The 20,046-nt window shown below is 37.9% G+C and carries 6 protein-coding genes and 1 tRNA gene; 6 read left to right on the forward strand and 1 reads right to left on the reverse strand.

Annotated features, from left to right (window positions below; translation table 11 throughout):
* The first annotated feature begins 93 nt into the window (after window positions 1-93).
* From BBH99_RS00820 to BBH99_RS00845, 6 genes are all read left to right on the forward strand, one after another.
* Window positions 94-7,008, forward strand: a complete 6,915-nt coding sequence (locus BBH99_RS00820; RefSeq protein WP_066690693.1) for a hypothetical protein — start codon at window positions 94-96, stop codon at window positions 7,006-7,008.
* An 11-nt stretch (window positions 7,009-7,019) separates the two neighbouring features.
* Window positions 7,020-13,280 (forward strand): hypothetical protein, encoded by a 6,261-nt coding sequence (locus BBH99_RS00825; RefSeq protein ID WP_066690696.1) that lies wholly within the window; start codon window positions 7,020-7,022, stop codon window positions 13,278-13,280.
* Window positions 13,281-13,365: 85 nt separating this feature from the next.
* Window positions 13,366-15,036 carry a hypothetical protein gene (locus BBH99_RS00830; protein WP_066690706.1) on the forward strand — a complete coding sequence of 557 codons (1,671 nt, stop codon included), beginning with the start codon at window positions 13,366-13,368 and terminating at the stop codon, window positions 15,034-15,036.
* 65 nt (window positions 15,037-15,101) lie between these two features.
* Window positions 15,102-16,856, forward strand: a complete 1,755-nt coding sequence (locus BBH99_RS00835) for a hypothetical protein (protein WP_066690709.1) — start codon at window positions 15,102-15,104, stop codon at window positions 16,854-16,856.
* Between the two features lie 2 nt (window positions 16,857-16,858).
* A complete protein-coding gene (locus BBH99_RS00840) occupies window positions 16,859-18,229 on the forward strand; it encodes a hypothetical protein (protein ID WP_066690713.1) in 1,371 nt (456 codons plus the stop codon).
* A gap of 2 nt (window positions 18,230-18,231) precedes the next feature.
* Window positions 18,232-19,830 carry a hypothetical protein gene (locus BBH99_RS00845; protein WP_066690716.1) on the forward strand — a complete coding sequence of 533 codons (1,599 nt, stop codon included), beginning with the start codon at window positions 18,232-18,234 and terminating at the stop codon, window positions 19,828-19,830.
* Window positions 19,831-19,962: 132 nt separating this feature from the next.
* Here BBH99_RS00845 and BBH99_RS00850 read toward each other — a convergent pair.
* Window positions 19,963-20,035 (reverse strand) — tRNA-Phe (locus tag BBH99_RS00850).
* Window positions 20,036-20,046: the final 11 nt, after the last annotated feature.

Below are 20,046 nucleotides of genomic sequence, written 5' to 3' on the forward strand. Positions count from 1 at the left end.
CAACACCACGAGAAATTAAGTAAACCCTACTTAATAAGGCTTTTGTTTGCCTAAACGAAAGCCTTCCACTCACCCAAACACAAAATTATTTTTATGTCAAATCAAACACCGGTAACACACAGGTATTACCCGAGGTTATCCTCTGTGGTTACACAAGACGACATCCCGGACCTTCTGGGATTCTTAAAACCGGGGATTACTAACCTCCTCGATAAAATCTATTATAAAGATTTACAGTATAGTAAAGGGCCGAAAGGAGATTCAGCGTTTTACAGTTTATCTGTCGTTTCCAAGAGAATCGATATTGAAATTCCGGGAACGGGGATTTCATTGGTCCTGAACGGAACAGATGACACCGCGATCTCCGCATTTCCCATTACCGTTGAATACCAATGGAAGATCCTGGCGTATTTACGCTACTTCAGCTTAGGAAACTTCTCCTTTGAACCTCAGCAGATCTTCGAGGTGGCCCTTAGGGTGCTCAACGTAACGGAAGAACAGGCCATCGCGCACTTTGTGAACACATTTGTCTCTCCAGCGAATCAGAATATCACACCTCTGATGCAGTTTGCGAGTGATATTAATGCTAAGCATAATTTAGGACTGGTAGTAAACGAAGCAACTACAATAACAAAAATTGTAGAAGATATCTACCAGAACTCAAATCAAAAATACGCATCCCTTGTTGCTTTTGCAACGTATTTACTTTCAAACGATCTTCAGGAGACAGCAGAAAAGGTAAAAACCTACTTCAAAGCTTTAATGCCACAAGATATTGATGAGTTCATCAAAGAAGTAGCCATTCCGAAATTCAAGGCAACCTTAATGCTGTCGGCAGCGATTGAGTTTCCAAGAAGTATTTTAAAACCAGTAAACCCATTAAAGCACCCGACTGCTCCTTTAGAAGTTATTGAAGATGAAACTAAAAAAGTAACCCTCAGCTTCGGGGAAGCTTTATTCTATGCGGATACTGAAAAAGGTTTCGGATACAATATGGATCTGGTCCTGAATATGAGTAACCCTGCTCAGATTGGAAACACAGGTTTTATCATTGATATTCACAACCTTAAAATTGACCTCAGCAAAACGGAAAATATTGCTGAAGCCGATGCAGACGGAAGACCTAAGGAATTTATGGGAGTCTATATGGAATACACCGAGATTTTCCTTCCTAAAAAATGGTTTAAAAAGAAAAATCCAGAAGGAAATACTCAGCAGACCATCGGTATTTCAGCCAATCATATGCTGATCGGAACCGGAGGACTTTCAGGAAATATTGCTATTAGACCTACCTACGCCGTAAAGACAGTAGGAACTGAAACAAAAGTTGTTGATTATTTCAGCAAGTTTTTTACGCTGGATTATGATAATCTGAAAGTGAAATCCATGAGCAGTTCTAATGAAACAACTATTCATGACATGGATGAACTGATGACTTTCATGAACGGTTTGGCATCACCTTCTGAGCTTAAATTTGTTTATCCAATGGGATTAAGAACCGTTGCAGGAGATTACAGGGAATTCCAGAAAGAAGAAGACTATTATAAGTTTCTGGCAAGCCTGTCTGTTGATAGTCTTGATGATGCTAACCGTACCCTGTGGTTTAATCTTGGGAAAGATTCTGAAAAGTCATGGGAATTAGGATTCAGCAAATTTGATATTGATTTCCATCAGGGGCAGGTAGTGCATTCCTCACTACATGCCGGACTGAAGATTAAGAAGTTCAAAAAGTATGATGGACAGGATATGATCATTGATGTCATAGGGGAATGGGAGAGCAAAGAAAACTTTAAACTTTCTGCTGCCGTTTTACCTTTTGGTCTGCCAATGAATCTTTTCAACATCCTTACCTTTTATTTGCAAAGAATAGAAATCGGAAAGAAAAATGATAACTTCTATGTGGAGGCAGATACCAAAATTACCTTCCCTGAAGGATCATTCGGAGAAAAATTGTTAGGAAAAGAAGGAATCGATCTGCCGGCTATCCGTTATTACGCCAACGGTAAATTTGAAATTGCGGGCGGGAGTTCTATCATTCCAACCAACCTTCATCTGAATTTAGGTCCGGTACGTATGGCGGTTACAGCCATCCACATGGGAACTATTCAGCGTATGTATAAAGACAAAATGCGTACCTATAATTATATCGGATTTGATGGTGGTATCAATATCAATCCATTAGGTCTTGATGTAAGAGGTAATGGGGTTAAATATTATTATACTGCAGATAACGATGAAATGGTTGAGAAATACGGAGGGAATATTGAGGAATATAAAGATTCTTATTTCCATATCTCAACCCTTGAAGTAGATCTTGTCATTCCGGGAACAGCGAGTGCAAGTGCTGCCGTAGCCATTATCAAAGGGGCTCTTACCATTCCGGAACCAGGGAAATCTACAGAATACAGAGGAAAAGTTTCTCTTCAGCTGCCAAAAATGAATATTTCCGGCTCTGCAGAAATGGCTTTTGATCCTAAATATCCGGGATTCCTGGTAGATGCAAGCGTAGAACTTCCGTTTGTGATTCCATTAGGTTCATTTGGTATTTTCGGATTCAGGGGACTCATCGGATACCGATATGTAGCCCATAAAGAGGCTATCGGAATGACAGAAAACGATACCTGGTACGATTACTATGTACATCCGCAGCGAGGAATCAATACGGATAAATTTATCGGACCTCAGTTTACGCAGAAGTATAGTGCACCATTCTCTTTTGGAGCAGGGGCTTCCCTGGCAACTCTAGACGGACGTCTTGCCTCATTACGAGCCATGGTATTGCTTTCAGTACCAAGTATGTTTGCTATTGATGCCGGATTAACGATCATCAGTGAGCGTCTTGGACTGACGGAAGATGATCCTAAAGTTCCGCCATTCTATGCTTTCGTGATCGTAGGTGATAATTCACTGGAAATCGGAGCGGGAGGTAACTTCCAGCTTAACAAAAATAACGGATCATTCATTGATATTAAGGCCGAAGTTCAGATGGGCTTCTTCTTTAAAAATCAAAGACCATGGTATGTTAATTTCGGAACAAGGGATAAGCCAATCAGAGCCAGTCTGTTTAAAGATTCGGTGAATATTAAGGCAGAATCGTATCTGATGATTGCCGCCAAAGGAATTGAAGCCGGCGCAAGGGTAGATTTTAACCTGAACCTGATCATTGTAAAAGTGTATGCCGCTATTGAAGTGGGAGCCCACATCAGTTTTGAAAGGCCACAGGTAGGAGGATACATTTATGTGGAAGGAGGAGCAGAGATCAATCTATTCATCGTAAGTGTTGCCCTGTTTATCTCGATCTATTTCAGAGTAGAGCTTGTATTCCCGTTCCTGATCCTGGCAGAATTCAAATTCGAACTGAAGATTAAGTTGCTGTTCATTAAAATTAAGCTTAAAGTTCACCTAAGCATCAAATGGGAGAAAAATGATAAGGTAGATACAACCGCTGTACCGCCTCTTACTTACGAATCAGATCCGCCAGAGATTGATTATCCGAAAGAAGAAAGATTGAAAAATGCGGTGAAAGGAGTCCATATGTTGACCAGTGAGACCTTTGATCTTCCTGTTGTACAGGTTGGTAATGCACCGTTACCATCTGTTAAAGATCATGAAAAGCTGCCTACCATTCCATTGGATACATATATTGATATCAAAATTGAAAAAGGACTTATTCCAACTTCTACTGCAGGTGAGAAAATCGGAGGCCATACCAACGGAGCAAGTGAATTTACAGATCTTATCCCGCCTCAGAAAACACAGCCGGGAGGTCATGTTCTTCGTCAGGTAAAACACCAGTATTCCATTGAAGATGTAGAGATTAAAATTCTTAATAAACAAGGAACTGCATGGAATAAATATAACCCTTACAGAGCCGTGCTTACCCAGAATGAAGCAAACAGCATCGCTAATCTGGATAAATTTAAATTAGGATTCTGGCAGAAAACCAATGATAAGTATGATACCATCAGGATTTTGGCATCTACGCCATTCTCATTCCTGGATTCTGCACAACCGGGGTGGTTTATTCCTGAACAATATGGAATTACGGCTTCATCATTATTCTGTACAAAAACAGAAAAAGTATGGCATGAATCTGATGTGAAGGATAAAACGGTAGGAACGGTATATTATCCACCGGCAGGAGCACCTTATAACTTCATTAATGGGGCCTATTACAACCTTTTAGGAACAGTATCGGATACAACGGATTATATGATGGTTTCAAATGCTTCTAACCCGCATAATTTCTCTAAATCCTTAAAGATTACCAACGGAAATACAATGGTTCTTTTACTTCCTGAAGCATCAGCAAGTATAGAGTTATTCCTTTCTACAATGGCTAGCTCAGTGAGGGTAAGATATTATAAAGATGTATTCTCTAATGCTATTAATCAGAATTATGCTCTGATTGAAGAAGTAACCAAAACCAAAGCCGAACTGGCATCAAAACTGGTGTATGAAGCAGTTAATCATGGTGGTCAGTATGTAAGTAAGATTGAAATTATTCCTTATAATGCCAACCAGCAGGAGATTGATGCTATCAATGCACAAATTGATCAGATCTGGGCCAATGCAACGGCTAATACAACGGGTGAGGTAACCAGCGTTGTCCTTTCACCGGAACAACAGGCTGTATACAATGAACTTGCTGAACAGTTAAAAAAACTGAAAGAAGGAGGATGTACAACCTCTCAATGTAAGGAGCTTGACTTTAATGTGATGCATGTTGAAAATGGTTATAATGGAGTATGGGGTAATGGAAACGTAAACTTTAATATGTCTAATCTAGCCACTCAGTGGGCAGATTATGAAACCCAGTATATGATGATAACAGGAGGAAACACTCCGCCATTTGTTGATTTCAATACTCATTCCGTAATTTTCCTGGTTTTACCTTATGGTCCTACCAGCCAGTTTATTAAATATAATAGTGTAATCACAAAAATTTCAGATAAAGCGGATGGTATTGATATCTGCTATTCAAGTGATTATCCGAAAGAAACAACGAACAAAGCGGTGATTATTAAGGTGAGCAAGACTACTCCAAAGCCTCTCAATCTGAAGTTTACCCCTGATTGCGGATGTAGTTCTGTAGAAGAACCTTGTACAAAAGATACAAAACTTTGCGATTTCCTTACAGGGCTTATGTATAATCTTAACCAGTGTATTGTTTATCAGGGAGTAGATGAAGTAACCCAGCTAAGATACAGTTCAAAATGTTTCTTAATATTCATTGATGCCATCTACCAGTTTGATAAAGAGTTCCCACAATATAACCTGATCCAAGGGGCAGGATATGTGAGAGAGCTTGTGGAGAAACTGAGAAGCTATCTGAATACCGAAGGTGCTAAGATGTCTGTGGCAGTACAGTTAACAAAAGATATTCACGACATCATTTTTAGACTAGGAAACTGCGGATGTAGTGATGATGATGGTAGTGGAAATACATCCAACCTTTGTTATACATTGTTCCATCAGGTGAGATGGGTAACGGCTGAAGATTATGAATATCAGCAGACCATTCCATCACAAGATGCTGTAACAGAAGATATGCAGCTGATGCAGGAGGCAATGAGCAAAGTGGTACAGCCGGTTTGGAGACCCAACAGTGTATACTACATCAACCTTAAACTGAAAGATAATGTAAACGGAGATACACCGCATATCATTGATTATTACTTCGCTTTTAAAACGGCAGGGCCTATCGGGCACTTTGAAAAGAAAAAGGAAAGTTATATTGAAAATCTTAAAGATGAACATGGCAATCCAATTCCTGATAAGAAGAAAAATATAGATGAATATCCAATTACTTCCCTGAAATCATATATCGATATGAAAAAATCATATCCTAATGTAGATGGAGATCTTCTAATGTCAAAACCATTATTCTACGGTAATGAACAGAGCAAAATTGTACTTTCATTTACCAAGCCTTATATCTACAATATGCTTAAAACATGGGCTGCTCATAATGCAAATGGAATGGATATAGGAGAGATCAAAGGAAGTATTAATATCGCAATTAAAGATCCTGTAACGGGTATTAGTATTCCATATCCATTGCCTACTACATGGACAAAACATGAAACAATACCGGTAACTAAAGAAATCTGGGAAGAAGACGATCCGAATTTACCATTGGGAATTCAGCAGATGCTTAACTATGTGAATCACGTTAACCAAAGCAATATAGGGATGGCTTGTACCATTAATCTTGGAAAGCCCGTTACCCCAAAAGCATATAAATACTCGGTTAAGCTGGAAGATCTGAGTCCGGAAAAATTATATACAGCCATTATTTACAATGCCTTTGATGATGACGGCAACGGAAATTATAATCCACAGCCTGCACCAACAACGGAAGATCCTTACAAAGTATATGAAGAAAACCAGAAGATTCATGAATTTGTATTCAGAACTTCAAGATACAAGGATTTCAAAGAGCAGGTAGAAAGTTATAAGCTGAAAGAATACAATGATAAAAACGAAGTGATCGGACAGAAAGATGCTATCTATGAAGTGAAAGCAGATCTTAAGCCACAACAGCTTAATGACCTTTATATCTTAGCTTCAGAAGGTATTGAAAATCCAAACTTAAAAGGGCTTGCCAATACCTATTCCGAAGTATTTGACCGTGCTTTTGAAGGAGTAATGGGGCTAAAACCATTAAATCCGCCAACCAATACGGAATTTGTTAAAATAGTCAATACCAATAATGACGTAGTTGCATTACTGATAAGGAATCCGGAGCCATTCAATGATCCTAGAATTCCATTGAAAGAAGTGAGGGAATGTCTTAAAGTTCTTGACGGCTTAAACGAGCATAATAAAGATTTCCAATTAATCTTTTCTAAAGATTATTCTCAGATTTTAGTCGTGCATAAGAGCAATAAGATCAAAGATCTGAAATTAAAACTGCAGTTTATGTATAAATACTGGAATGGATCAGCTTATACTGAATTTCCGGGAAGCAGAGTGACAATCAACGAATTAAAACTAAACAATTAATTAAATCTAAAATGAGTTTTTTTAAAAATCATAATTATATAAGTTCCAAAGGATTAATCAATTCTTCTACAAGAAGCCAGGGAAATGTAATGCAGGTAGGAAGTATTGATTCCGTTGGGCTGATTACAGTTCTTGACGAAAGCGGTAACCTGAAATGGAACAGAGCTTTCAAATCTCCTCAAGGAGGATATACTACCTTTGTTAAGGTAATCCCATTCAAAAACGGTGATTTCGCCGTGGTAGGGGTAACCGCCTATAAAACTCCTGTTGTGATGAGGATCAAAGGAACTGGAGAAGTACTATGGTGTAAAGTTTTTCCGTCGATTGAAACTGATGAAAGACGTATTTTTGCTGACATTTTTGCTGATTCACTGATTTACCTTACTTTTCATAGTGTAAACACAAAGACCAGCGGAACTCTTTTACTAACCGGATGGGAAGGAAAGGTAGATTCCAGAACAGATATTATTAATAACGGTACTCCAGGGGCAACCCTGGAAGTAACCGGGATCAGTACCTTTAGTGAAATTGTTCATATCAGTGCTAATGAAACCCTGAATGGAGTAACACGCGGTGTGTCTTTCTACGGGCAGGTAAATGAGCCGGTAATGACAGCTCAATATCCTTCTGTGAATGGGATTCCTGTTGTATTAAACGGAGTTTATTGCCGCCCGAACCAACAAGGTAGCTATGAGCTGCATTTGGGAGGTAAAATTAACAATATACCTGTTCTTTTGGCACCCGGTGACAGAGCATTTTTATTTAAAGACTGGGGTTCTCAATCAGTAAAATTTATCCATGGTAAAGACTTTTTCTATGCAACTACAGGTGCAGGTTCTAGCTTCTGCTATTCTGATTATAATTATACACCTGTATGGACGCAGCAGTCATTAGTCAAAGGTTTTTATATTGATCAGATTGTAGGAAATGAAGTGACCATAAGAGGTACACATACTTCCGATTTTACAGGACTTGTCAGCTCTGGCATTAATACATGTTTTACCTCGCCTACTAATAATACCAATGTATCACTAGAGGGGTATAAGTACAAAGAAGCGCTCTATATCTCCAACAAAGTAGATTTTAAGGAAGAAGACCTTAATTTTGATATCATCAATAAGCCTTATGCTAATGAAAATGCATGTGGTTCAAATGGTGGTGACGGAACAGAGATTACTTTTAATGAATTTTCAGGATTACAAACCCCTAATTTCTATCTTCAGGCTGCTGGATCCAGAGGAGAAGACAGTACCAAAGGAATTCACCTGAGATGGGCTTTCGGTGGTAAATTGGGGGAAAATCACCTTCCTAAAGGTAAACTGACGGATAATAAAAACAATTTCAATAAACCTGATGATTTTGTAAAAGTATACAGAACCCTTTATGAAAAGAAAATATTCAGCCTGGATTTTACGGAATCTCCTCAGCTTATTGATGAAAGTAAGAAGATGTGGGTATATAAGTTTAATAATGACAGTAGAATCTTTTATGTCTATTTCAAAAATAAAACAAAATATGCTCAGGTAAGGCAATCTGTCAACCCGATGACTGATCCTCTTAAATTCATGGAGCAATATGGTAATGAAATTGTAGAAATTCTTTGTAAAACAGACATTTTCTTTGCCGCAGAACTAAGGGTGGAAAATCAGCAGTCGGATTCAGTGGTAGAGCTGGAAGCTCTTTCTATTGCAGAACCCAACAACCTATCCCAACAGCAGCTTTCTTACAGGGCACACCCTTATAGCTTTAACGGGCTTGCCAATACCTATTTTAATGCTGAGAATGGAAAGACATTGCGCTTCAGACCAACCCATTGCCTTGTTACCGGAATTAAATTTGAATTCTATTCAGACTTTATCATCAGCAGAAACCAGGCAAACGCATGGAAATTAATGGGAGAATTTTCTCTTACTGATGAGAGAGACAGAGCCTTTGACAGATTAGATCCTCTACCGGGTGACAACCCTGTTCATGGAGCATGGCTGAGATACAATGATGGAGCGTACGTCAATACAGAAAATTATCGGATGAAATGGGAACATGCTTCTACCGGTCCTTTGGACAGAGATATTCAGACTGTGGTAAAAAGGTATGTAGAGTTAAGTAATGACCAGCAGAATCCAAAAGCGAATGAAACCATTTCAATTAACCTTTCTCCTACGGGTTCACAACAAGTAGTTGATATTAGCACGAATCTTCCTCAGGATGGAGATATGCAGGTGTCCAACCTGGATATTTTGAATATTGCTGCTCTGGATTACCATGTTGCAAGAATGCTGGGATTGGGATATCTTGATATCAAAGATGATGTTTTCGGAAACGAGTATATTTATATCGCAGAATATTATACCAATAAAAACCTGGATATTAATTCAGATGATAAGACTTATCAGCTGCTTTCAATGTCTCTTCCCGTTTCTACAGAGATTGAAAGGCTTTCATTACCTGTGAAGCTGATGAAGCTGAATAAAGGAATGGACTCTAATAATCCTCAGTCTGCCGGATTATATGATGCTGAAGGGTATTCCCATAATGGAAAGTATCGTTACATCAGTATTTATAATCAACAGGTTCCCGAAATTGAAGTAAACCCTACATTTATGGGGGATTCTCAGGAGTTCAATGCGTCTTCATTTACCTTCCCGGTATATGCTGGACTGGAATATCGTGTTGTAGAGCCTGGAAAAATAGATGATTATCAATGGATTAAGCCGGAACTATGCCATGATACTAAATATGCCAATATTGATAATGCGGCTGACTCTTTTGAAACACTGCCTCTTCAGATTCCTGATACGTATGCTCCATTATATATGCATAAGCAGGATAAAAGTGGAACGTATTTTTATAAAGGATATGGGATCAACTGGTTCTCAAGAGCGCAGGTTGGAGGAGAAGAGCTGTCTATCGAGACCAAAATTAAACCCAACAACAGGCTATTGCCTCCAACGGCAACAACAGCTTTTCTTATCCAGAAAGAATATCCTGTAACCCTTACTTCTCAAGGTGAGCAGGATCGTAGAAATGCAATTACAGACCCTGATAAAACATTGGTAAGACTTGGATTTGATCATCATATTTACCAGGATGAAATTGTATATCCTATTCCATTTGACTCAACGTTGCAGGATAGTTACTACCTGAATCCGGATGCTGTTTTCCCGGATGATAAAGAGGTGATGGCAGACGAAGTAGAGATCTTCTACAGGAATTATACGATGAAGGAAATCTCTGCGAAGGTGGCCAGTATTCATCATCATCCAAGTAATCAGCTTTTGGCAGAAATCAAAACGGTAGATTATACCTTGCCAAGTTCAGGAGGAACCATTGCTCCGGGATCTGGTATGCCTGCTCAGCCTTCAATTCCATTAAATATTTTAAAATCAGAAATTCCGGCAGGAACAACGATCAATGATTTTATCGGAGGAATTTTCTTACTGGATGGTGAAAGCTATATCATTAACGGCATCGAAGTGGAATCTACAGGATTGAAGTTTACAGTATTTAAAAAAGCACCAAGTGCAGCTATTATTGCAGGAACTTCACCGATGATCGATCAGAGCAGTCTTGTACTTCCTACATTCAGTCCGGGAACTGAAGGATTATTCAGCGCTACGGAAAATATGCAGAATACACCAACCTGGGGACCGAAAAACCCTAACTCGCTGAAAGTGAAAATCGGAACCAATGATTGGACAATTCACAGAGAGATTATTCATACACAGCAATCAGATGGATCTGTTCAGAGATTCCTTGAAAAGAGTAGAGGATTCTGGAAAACAGCTGAAATAGAGATGCATTATGAGAAAATTGATAAATATCAAAACAGTGAGGGAGTAGTTATAGATAAACCGGTTCAAGATTATAGGGTCCATAGAGGGGTTTATAAAGTTACATTCCCTGGATTCAAGCTGGCAAAGCATTCTCAGTTTTCACCCACCTCAGATTCTGTTGAATGGTTTAATGGTATTGTAAGGTTATTTACCGTAGAAGATTATGGTAATGGAGTTCCTAAAGAGTCCAGATCTATTTTCAAAGTGGTAAAAACAGAAAATATTGGAACAAACCAGGATCTTGTATTATATATTTACGATGAAAATTTCAGCATTAAAGAAAATGCGGCTCATTTACCTATATTTAATTATCATCCTGATGATGTGGCAACAATGCCATCTAAACCAATAACTCCACCAGTATATCCTACTGATCCTGTTATGGGCAAAAATATGCAGGTCAATTATTATCCTTCTTACAGGGTATATCTGTATAAGAATGCAGCCAATAATTTAATTGAGAATGCTGTTTTACCTTCTGAAAATGAAGATGTAAGATACTCTATCTTTGGATTTAAGAGTGTTGATAATGATAATGTGGATATGCAGGGAGCTAAGTATAAATCTAAATTCAGTGTTCCTGCTGTAATGTTTGCCAATAGAATTGTAGAACCTAAGCCTCCAAGAAAGCCAAAAGGCTCTATGTATGCAACCAGACCGGATAAATTCGGAAAGTCAACCTATAGCTTTATCACAGAGTATGATCATAAACCTTATTCAGTACAGTTTTTCAGAGCGAATAATGCCGTATTGCTGGCTTCTTTATATGAACCGTTAAAGATTGAGGAAATTAAAAACAGGCTTAATGCTCTTGGAGGTAATGATGAAGAATTCTTTACTGACAGATGGATGAATTTCGTGGATTTTGAAATGCTTCTTAATACAACGAAAACAGAATTTGAAGCATTTCCACCGGATAGCCCAGTGAAATATGCCCTGCCACTTCCAAACAGTAAAATATTATTGGATGCAATTAATTATTTTGTTGCGAATCATAACGAACATTTTGGGCTCCAGGCAGGACAAAGTGGATATGCTAACTTATTAGATGAAACCAAGTGGAAAAATGGACAATATCCAATTAACTATCATGTGATTGAGGCAGTTCCCAATAAGTTTGAGGAATTACGTTTGGGACATTTTATTAAAGAAGCAATGATTAACTGCTTCCTGCCGCTTACAGAAGTACCTGTTATTTATCAGCAGATTCATAATTTTGATTTCAATGATCTGAAAGGGCACAGGCCTAAAAATAAGAAACAGAATATCAGGGATGCTTCAGGATATTTACTGCCTACTACCCATGCGGATTTTGATATGGCCCCAATGGCAGCTATATACAGCCAAGGTCAGGGCGGAACTCCTCATTCAACACTGTTTACCGATTTTACACTTGATGGAGCTTCGGATAACTTCTACTTCTACGGAGTAAGAGAATTGGGAAATCAATTGCAGATGGGAGAGTTCAGTAAATTCCAGGGACCTATTAAACTGGTTAACACCAATCCTGCTGAACCACCAAAGATTTTAAGCTTACTTCCGGTAGTGGATAATTCTACATTGGGAATTTCTGCGAAAGTAAGGATTGAAGTGAACTCCTATACTGATGTACACAAGATCAATGAAATTTCCATTTACAGGGCAACCAATAAACTGGATGCAGATTCCATATTGAGTATGAAGCACATTAAAACAGTGAAAATTGCTGATGTGGAAGTGAATCCTGAAAACGGATCGTGGACAGTGTACGATGAATTTGAAGATCTGGATGAAAAACCTTACGGAGATCCGTTGTTCTATCGTGTAGTTGCTTCCAGAAAAGTAGAGTATACTACAATAGATTATAACGTATCACCTCCTGCTTCTAAAACGGTACAGGAACAGGCTCCGTCATTACCTTCAAAGACAACGGTAACTATGTTGGTTGAAAATTATAATCCGCCTGCACCTGTATTAAGATATCATTCAGAGCCAGTAGATTCGGATGTGATCAATTGGGTGATCCTATCCTGGGATCAAGTCTGCTATAAAGGAAAATACCACCTTTATAAAATGAGCCCAACGGGGAACTGGAAAGAAATCGCCAGAATAGACACAGATGAGAAAGATACTTCAAAAGCAAAACTGTATGTTTATGGGAATAATCCGGCAACCAATAAAGAAGAATGGTTCCTTACAGAAACATTTGACATGACTGGAAATGAGTTTTTCCTTCCTGTTGAAAAATTAGGATTGGATCCTATGAAGATTAAAGATGCAGAAGGAAGAGTACTTTATCATCACTTCAAGATGGTATCTCAGAATACATCTAATATGTTCAGTACCGAAGAAAAGATTCTTACGATATACAAAGAAGAAACCTGGACAGATATAGGTGGAATTTCCCATGACGGAACAGACGGAATGATCTTACAGGGAACTTTCATTGTAAGACCTTAATTAACCTTTCACATAACTAATAAAGATAAAACAGTTCCTCCTTACCGGTAGGAAAGGGGGACTGTTTATCAAAAACAAAAAAATTATGGCAAAAAAAACAATTGCAGCATTAAAAGAATATTTTAAAGTTGGAAAGAGACCAACTGAAAGCCAGTTTGGAGATTTAATTGATAGTTATATCCATATGGACGCTTTTAATCCTAATGCTTATCTACCACTTTCAGGAGGCAAAATGACAGGTGTTTTAAGTTTGGGAAATGCCAGCACAACATATATTTCCAGGGATTTGTCAGATATAACGACTAACACCAACTTTTCCAGATACTTTACAAAACTGACGGGTTCTAATGGAGATATTGACAGTTTTGGATATTATGGGGCAGTAACCAATACCGGCTCAGTAACAATGAATTGGGGATTTATTGGAGGAACTGCTTATAATGGTAAAAATGCAATCAGATGGACCTCAGATCAGAGAGTGGCTATAGGGGGAAGTTCTTCAGTACTTCCTACTACCGGATATGCATTAGATGTAATAGGAAATGCTTATGTAAGAGGAGATGTTACCTTTGCCGGTGGCCTGAATACCTATCAGGGTTCATTACAGGTTCAGCATCTGGGAATTAATAAACTAAGGGCAGACAGTGCCAACACAATATTATCAGGAACATCCAGCAGTTCTACAAGTGGAATATTTTTAAGACCTGCGGGAGACACAGTTGGAACCGGTCAGATAATTATTAGCGCGAACGGAACTCAGTACGTAGATAATTATAACTTACTTTTCGGATCTCAGGTAGCAGCAGGATCATCTATTTTTCATACCAATATTTCAGGAACTAACACTCCCGGTTATGGAATATGGATGGGGCACAACCTTCAGTTTAACGGAACAGACTTTATTCAGCCAAGAGGTAGCTTAAATTCCTGGGCTTTTACAGTCAATAATCACAAAGGTTTTTCCTTTAACAAAGCGAATAGCAGTACAGTGAATGGTTCTGCAGTTTCTCTTATTGAACTGGTAAAGATATCAGGTACAGGAGTGATCAGCACACTAAATAATGGAAGCTCAGACCAATGGAATACGGCTTATGGCTGGGGCAATCATGCAGGAAAATACCTACCCATAAATTATGCTACTCCTGTTAATGCACTGCCTTATCAAAACGATATGTTGGCTGTGCCGGTAGGAACTTATGCAGCAACAGTGAGCACAGCGTCTGTCAATTTGCCTTTTACGCAAGCAGGAGGGCTAATCTCTTTTGGTAACGCAGCTGTTTCAACAAGATTATTGGGAGCCAGAGATAACTCGGATAATCTGTGGTTCCAATCCGGTGATGGTAAAGGAGCCTGGAGACAGATTGCTTCAAGAGATTGGGTTATCAATCAGTTAAATTCAGCATCCAAAGCTACATTATCACCAGAAAAAGTATCCTTTGCTCAATCCACAGAAAATAATCTGTCCGGCAAGAAAGAATATGAAATTGATTCAACCTTTTATCTGGAAGTAAACGATGAAACACAATTTATTACAATCACAGGTAATCAGTTGTCAGATATGGTTTGTAATATAACGGAATCATATTCTCAACAGGAAATTAAAATCATCAACCTGTCAGCATCTTCATCAATTAATCTTCAGTTAAAAGGAATCTCTGCTGCTGTGGTAGAACCAATGAACTATATAAAGATTTATATCACAAAAGATTTGAAGATCATAAATCTGGGCCAATTTACCTTAGAAGTTTTGGCTTAAATAAACAAAAACTTTCCTGTTTAAGCCAATAACAGGAAAGAATAATCATCAAAAAACAACAAATTATGGCCAAAAAAACAATTGCAGCTTTAAAAGAGTATTTTAAGGCTGGAAAGAGACCTACTGAAAGTCAGTTTGGTGATCTTATAGATAGCTATGTTCATGTAGACGAATCATCAGAATATTCAACCATAGTAGAATTCCCTGCCAATTATCAGGTAGGAGATTATGTGGAATTTTTAAATTTCGCCCCATCCAGTGTAGGTGCAGGTGGGTTTTTTGAAGTATCGTTAGCCTATACAAGAGGAAATATTGCTTGTGGAGCAACGCATATTGCAGCGGTTTCGCATTCAAATCCCAATATCTGGAGAGAATGTGGAACCATCAATGAAAATAATTATGTTGATGGTAACATAAACTATAATTTCACCATCGATGTTAATGGTGGAACCAATAAGTTTCGTATCAGGGCAGTTCATACCTATGGTTCTGCTGATCAGGTATTAAGGGTTTTTATTAAAGTAAGATCCATTAATAAAAATGATGTATGGGCTTCTATAGATATCAGAGGAAATACCTCTGATTCTATTCCTCTTCAGCCTATGACCAATGAGTGGAATCTTTGGGTGGGCAATCTTTTGTCAAGTGAGAGTGCTAAAGTAGCCCTAAAAGTAAATAAAGACGGAAATGTAGGAATGGGAACTGAAGCTCCCAAAGGTAAGCTGGATGTCAGAGGAACTATTTATGCAGGACAGGGAGACGGAACACAAGGAAATAACGCAATGGCTATTCGTTATGAAGATGGTTCGGTAAATAACTGGGGATCATTAAGAAGCAGTGCAGAAACTTATATGAGTTTTGGTGTTAGAGCAGATCCTTATGCCGGATTAAAATGGTTATCTACCAGTGGTGCTTTTCCTCGCTCTAATACAGCAGTAGTTACAGGAAGTGAAGGAATTAAATTTTTTAGTTCAAGCCATCAGCAGACAGCTTTAGATCTTCCGGTTAATATGTCTGAATTGATGAGAATTAGTCCCAATGGAAATGTAGGAATTGGAACAGAGAATCCACAGCAGAAGCTTGATGTAAGAGGGATAATTACATCACAGGTAGCTAGTAATGAAGGAGGAGCTGTATTTTTACAGAACCCTAATAAAACAGCAGGTACTGCTCATCAATGGGCCATCTATAATATGACCGGAGGATATGGCAACGGATTACAGTTCTGGAGCTATTCTGCAGATGGAAATAGCTATGGTTCCAGAATGACGATTGCAGATAATGGAAATGTGGGAATTGGAACTGCAAGCCCTCAAGCTAAATTGGATGTAGCTGGTAATATTTCCATTGCGGGTGAATCTACCTTACAATTATCAGGCTTTGATACAAATCACGGCTTAAAGTATACTCATAAAACTTTTGCTAATACTGTTATAGATGGCCCAGTACTTTATGGATACAGTGGTGGTGCTTTAGGGGTAAAGCAAGATAATTTAGGAGTAGAAAAGATCGCTTTGCAATGGAAAGCAAATGGAAATGTTGCCATTTTTGGTAAACTGGAAGCAAAAGATGTAGTTATTACAGCTACACCTACAGCAGATCATGTTTTTGCATCCAATTATAATTTAAGAGAAATTGATGAGCTTGAAAAATTTATTTCTGAAAAAAGCCATCTTCCGGAAATTCCTTCTGCTAAAGAAATGACAGATAGTGGATTGTCAGTAGGAGACTTTCAAATTAAACTGCTTCAGAAAATTGAAGAATTAACACTATACATGATCTCCATGAAAAAAGAGATTGATGTTTTAAAAGCAAACTAATCATGGCTAAAAAAAGTATACCGGAATTAAAAGAATATTTCAAAGCAGCAAGAAGACCAACTGAAAGCCAGTTTGGAGATTTAATAGACAGTTTTACCCATTGGGATGATCCAAATGTATTTTCAACCCATTATAAGGAAAAAAATAACCTGAGATTTACTTTTCCTGAGCAACAGGCAGATCAGGCAATAGATATATTGCTAGGAAATGTGAGCATTGATGGATGGGTTGAAGTGGAAATTACTGGTTTTTACAATTTCCAGAATAGTGTAGGAGTCATTAAAAAGCAGATAGTTATTGGAGCCTTTAATGATAATAGTATTTGGAGACCATCATTATCAAGAGTTATTGAAGCTTCAGGAGAGATTGTCGATAATATTTATATTGGTGATATAGTTTGGGATAATACCCTTAAACAATATAAAATAACTATTTATCATACAAACTCAAGGGGTAACGATTATGTAGTAAGACTGGTGCAACATTCTACATTAAACGCAATGGTAGATAAAGCAGTTCTTTCAGATGTTTATACCAATCCGCTTATAGGTCAGAAGAAACATTATGTACACTACCACGGAAATGTAGGAATAAAAACAAAGAACCCTGCTGCTTCATTAGATATCCAGGGAAGAATATTATTTGATGCTGATTCTCCTGTTGTAGGAGGAGTCGGAATCAAAGGGTATGAGACTATGTGGGCAAGAGGGTATAATTTTGTTTCATCCGATGGAACTCAAAATACAGGAGGTTTTGGAGCTGTAGGAGTGCAAAATAATATTAACCGATATTATATAGGAAAGTATGAAAATCAAATTGTGACATTTAATCCTGAAAACAGACAAAGTTCATTCGGTGGAAATATTGATGTTTACGGAGAAGCAAAATCCAGAAGTCAGAGGATTTTTGATTATTCACCAACCATTTATCTAGACAGAAGTGAAAATTATGGTGGATATACCCAGGGTATCCAGACCAGATTATTGGACGGCAGCAACAATTGGTTTTTTGGAAATGCAGGCCCAGATACTTTTGTAGTTTCTAGTGGAACATATGCTGAAGGGCGGCAACTGGTTATTAACAGAAATGGTAATGCAGCCTTTCAAGGGAAAGTAGAAGCTAAAAACTTTGTAGTGTCTGCTACCCCAACAGCAGACTATGTTTTTGCAGCCGATTATAATTTAAGGGGAATTAATGAACTCGAAAAATTTATCACAGAGAAGAACCATCTTCCGGAAATTCCTTCTGCTAAAGAAATGACAGACAATGGATTGTCCATAGGAGATTTTCAGATCAAATTACTTCAGAAAATTGAAGAATTAACCTTGTATATCATTGCTCTTAAAAAGGAGATTGATTTAAAACCTAATTAATTATGGCAAAAAAAACAATAACAGAATTAAAAAATTATTTTAAAGCAGGAAAAAGACCAACTGAAGGACAGTTTGGTGACGTAATGGATAGTTTTGCCAACCTGGAAGATCCACAGCTGTTTCCTAAGAATTATTTTGAGAAAAGGCTAAGTTTAGATTTTCCTCATAATGTAGCTGATCAGGCTGTAGATATCCTTCTAGGAAATAGGGGAATGTCAGGGAGGCTTGAAATAGAAATTGTGGGAACATGGATGTACTGGAATAGCGTTGGAAATATTAAGAAACTGTTTCAGGTAGGATTCAATCCGGATAACGGAGTGTGGTATACACCCACATCAAGAATTGTAGAAGCAGCAGGACTTATTACGAATCATATTTATATTGGAGACATTGTTTGGGACGCTGCTATTAATCAATATAAAATACCTATTTATCACACTCATTTTTCAGGTAATATATATGATGTCAGAATTACTTATCATTGCCCGTTTGATACGCAGGACCTTAGTGAGGTAAAACTTTCAGATGTTTATACTAATGCTCTTACAGGGCAAAGAGTGCATCATATTAACTATAATTATAATCTGGGAGTAGGAACCTCTTTACCGGAAACAAGTCTCCATGTAATGGCACCAAAAGATAAGGGGCACTCCAATGTTGTAGGAGCGATGTTTGATAGAAATGAAGCTGCCGGAGGAAGTAATATTGTACAATTAAAGTATCATTCTACAGCAGACCTTGAGCTAAACTCTTTGTTTACCGGAACCAATTTCAGATATGGTTCTTATGGGGATTTTAATATTGTTAATAATATTGATGATGGTACTTATGGTGCTATTAATATAGTTACCAATAAACAAACAAGATTAAGTATAATGCCAAATGGAAATATAGGAATAGGAACCGTTAATCCAATATCTAAATTAGATGTTAGGGGAAATATCGTTGCTGGTATAACCGATGCAACAGAAGGAATCAATGCATTTGCTATCCGTTATGAAAATGGCTCAGTAAATAATTGGGGATCGTTAAGAAGTGGTGCTGAAACTTATATGAGTTATGGGGTAAAAGCTGATAATAAAACAGCTTATGGCTGGTTGTCAGGCAGTGGATCCTATCCTAGTTATAAGACAGCAGTTACTACAGGGAATGATGGAATCAGGTTTTTGTCTTCTGCTTATGAGAAAATAGCACAGGACTCACCAGTTACGATGTCAGAGCTTATGAGAATAACCCCTGGTGGAAATGTAGGAATAGGGACTCGAAATCCAGACCAGAAGCTTACTGTAAAAGGAAAAATTCATGCAGAAGATGTGATAGTAGACATGAATGTTCCTGCGGATTATGTTTTCCAGAAATATTTTGACGGAGAATCTTCCCTCAGACCGGACTATCAGATGCCAACACTTCAGAAACTGGAAGCTTTTGTAAAAGAAAATAAGCACCTTCCGGAGATTCCTTCCGGAGACGCCATTAAAAAAGACGGTGTTAATCTGGGAGACTTCCAAATGAAACTGCTTCAGAAGATTGAAGAGCTAACACTATATGTCATTTCTCAGAATAAAGAAATAGAAAACCTGAAAGCTATTATTGAAAAATAGTACCATTCAATATAATAATATAATACTATTTGAAAAAAGAACTCCCTCAAATTGGTTTGGGGGAGTTTATGGTTTATCAAAATAAGGATAGTATAAAACAAAAAAACCTCTGACTAATCAGAGGCTTTCAAGTGGTTTCTCCAGGAATCGAACCAGGGACACATGGATTTTCAATCCATTGCTCTACCAACTGAGCTAAGAAACCATTATATTTAT

Origin of the sequence: Chryseobacterium contaminans (assembly GCF_001684955.1) — a bacterium.
Taxonomy (GTDB): domain Bacteria; phylum Bacteroidota; class Bacteroidia; order Flavobacteriales; family Weeksellaceae; genus Chryseobacterium; species Chryseobacterium contaminans.

Excerpts from the sequence above, each read along its gene's own strand:
- BBH99_RS00820 (WP_066690693.1), top strand. The coding sequence starts at position 94 with ATGTCAAATCAAACACCGGTAACACACAGGTATTACCCGAGGTTATCC.
- BBH99_RS00825 (WP_066690696.1), top strand. The coding sequence starts at position 7,020 with ATGAGTTTTTTTAAAAATCATAATTATATAAGTTCCAAAGGATTAATC.
- BBH99_RS00830 (WP_066690706.1), top strand. The coding sequence starts at position 13,366 with ATGGCAAAAAAAACAATTGCAGCATTAAAAGAATATTTTAAAGTTGGA.
- BBH99_RS00835 (WP_066690709.1), top strand. The coding sequence starts at position 15,102 with ATGGCCAAAAAAACAATTGCAGCTTTAAAAGAGTATTTTAAGGCTGGA.
- BBH99_RS00840 (WP_066690713.1), top strand. The coding sequence starts at position 16,859 with ATGGCTAAAAAAAGTATACCGGAATTAAAAGAATATTTCAAAGCAGCA.
- BBH99_RS00845 (WP_066690716.1), top strand. The coding sequence starts at position 18,232 with ATGGCAAAAAAAACAATAACAGAATTAAAAAATTATTTTAAAGCAGGA.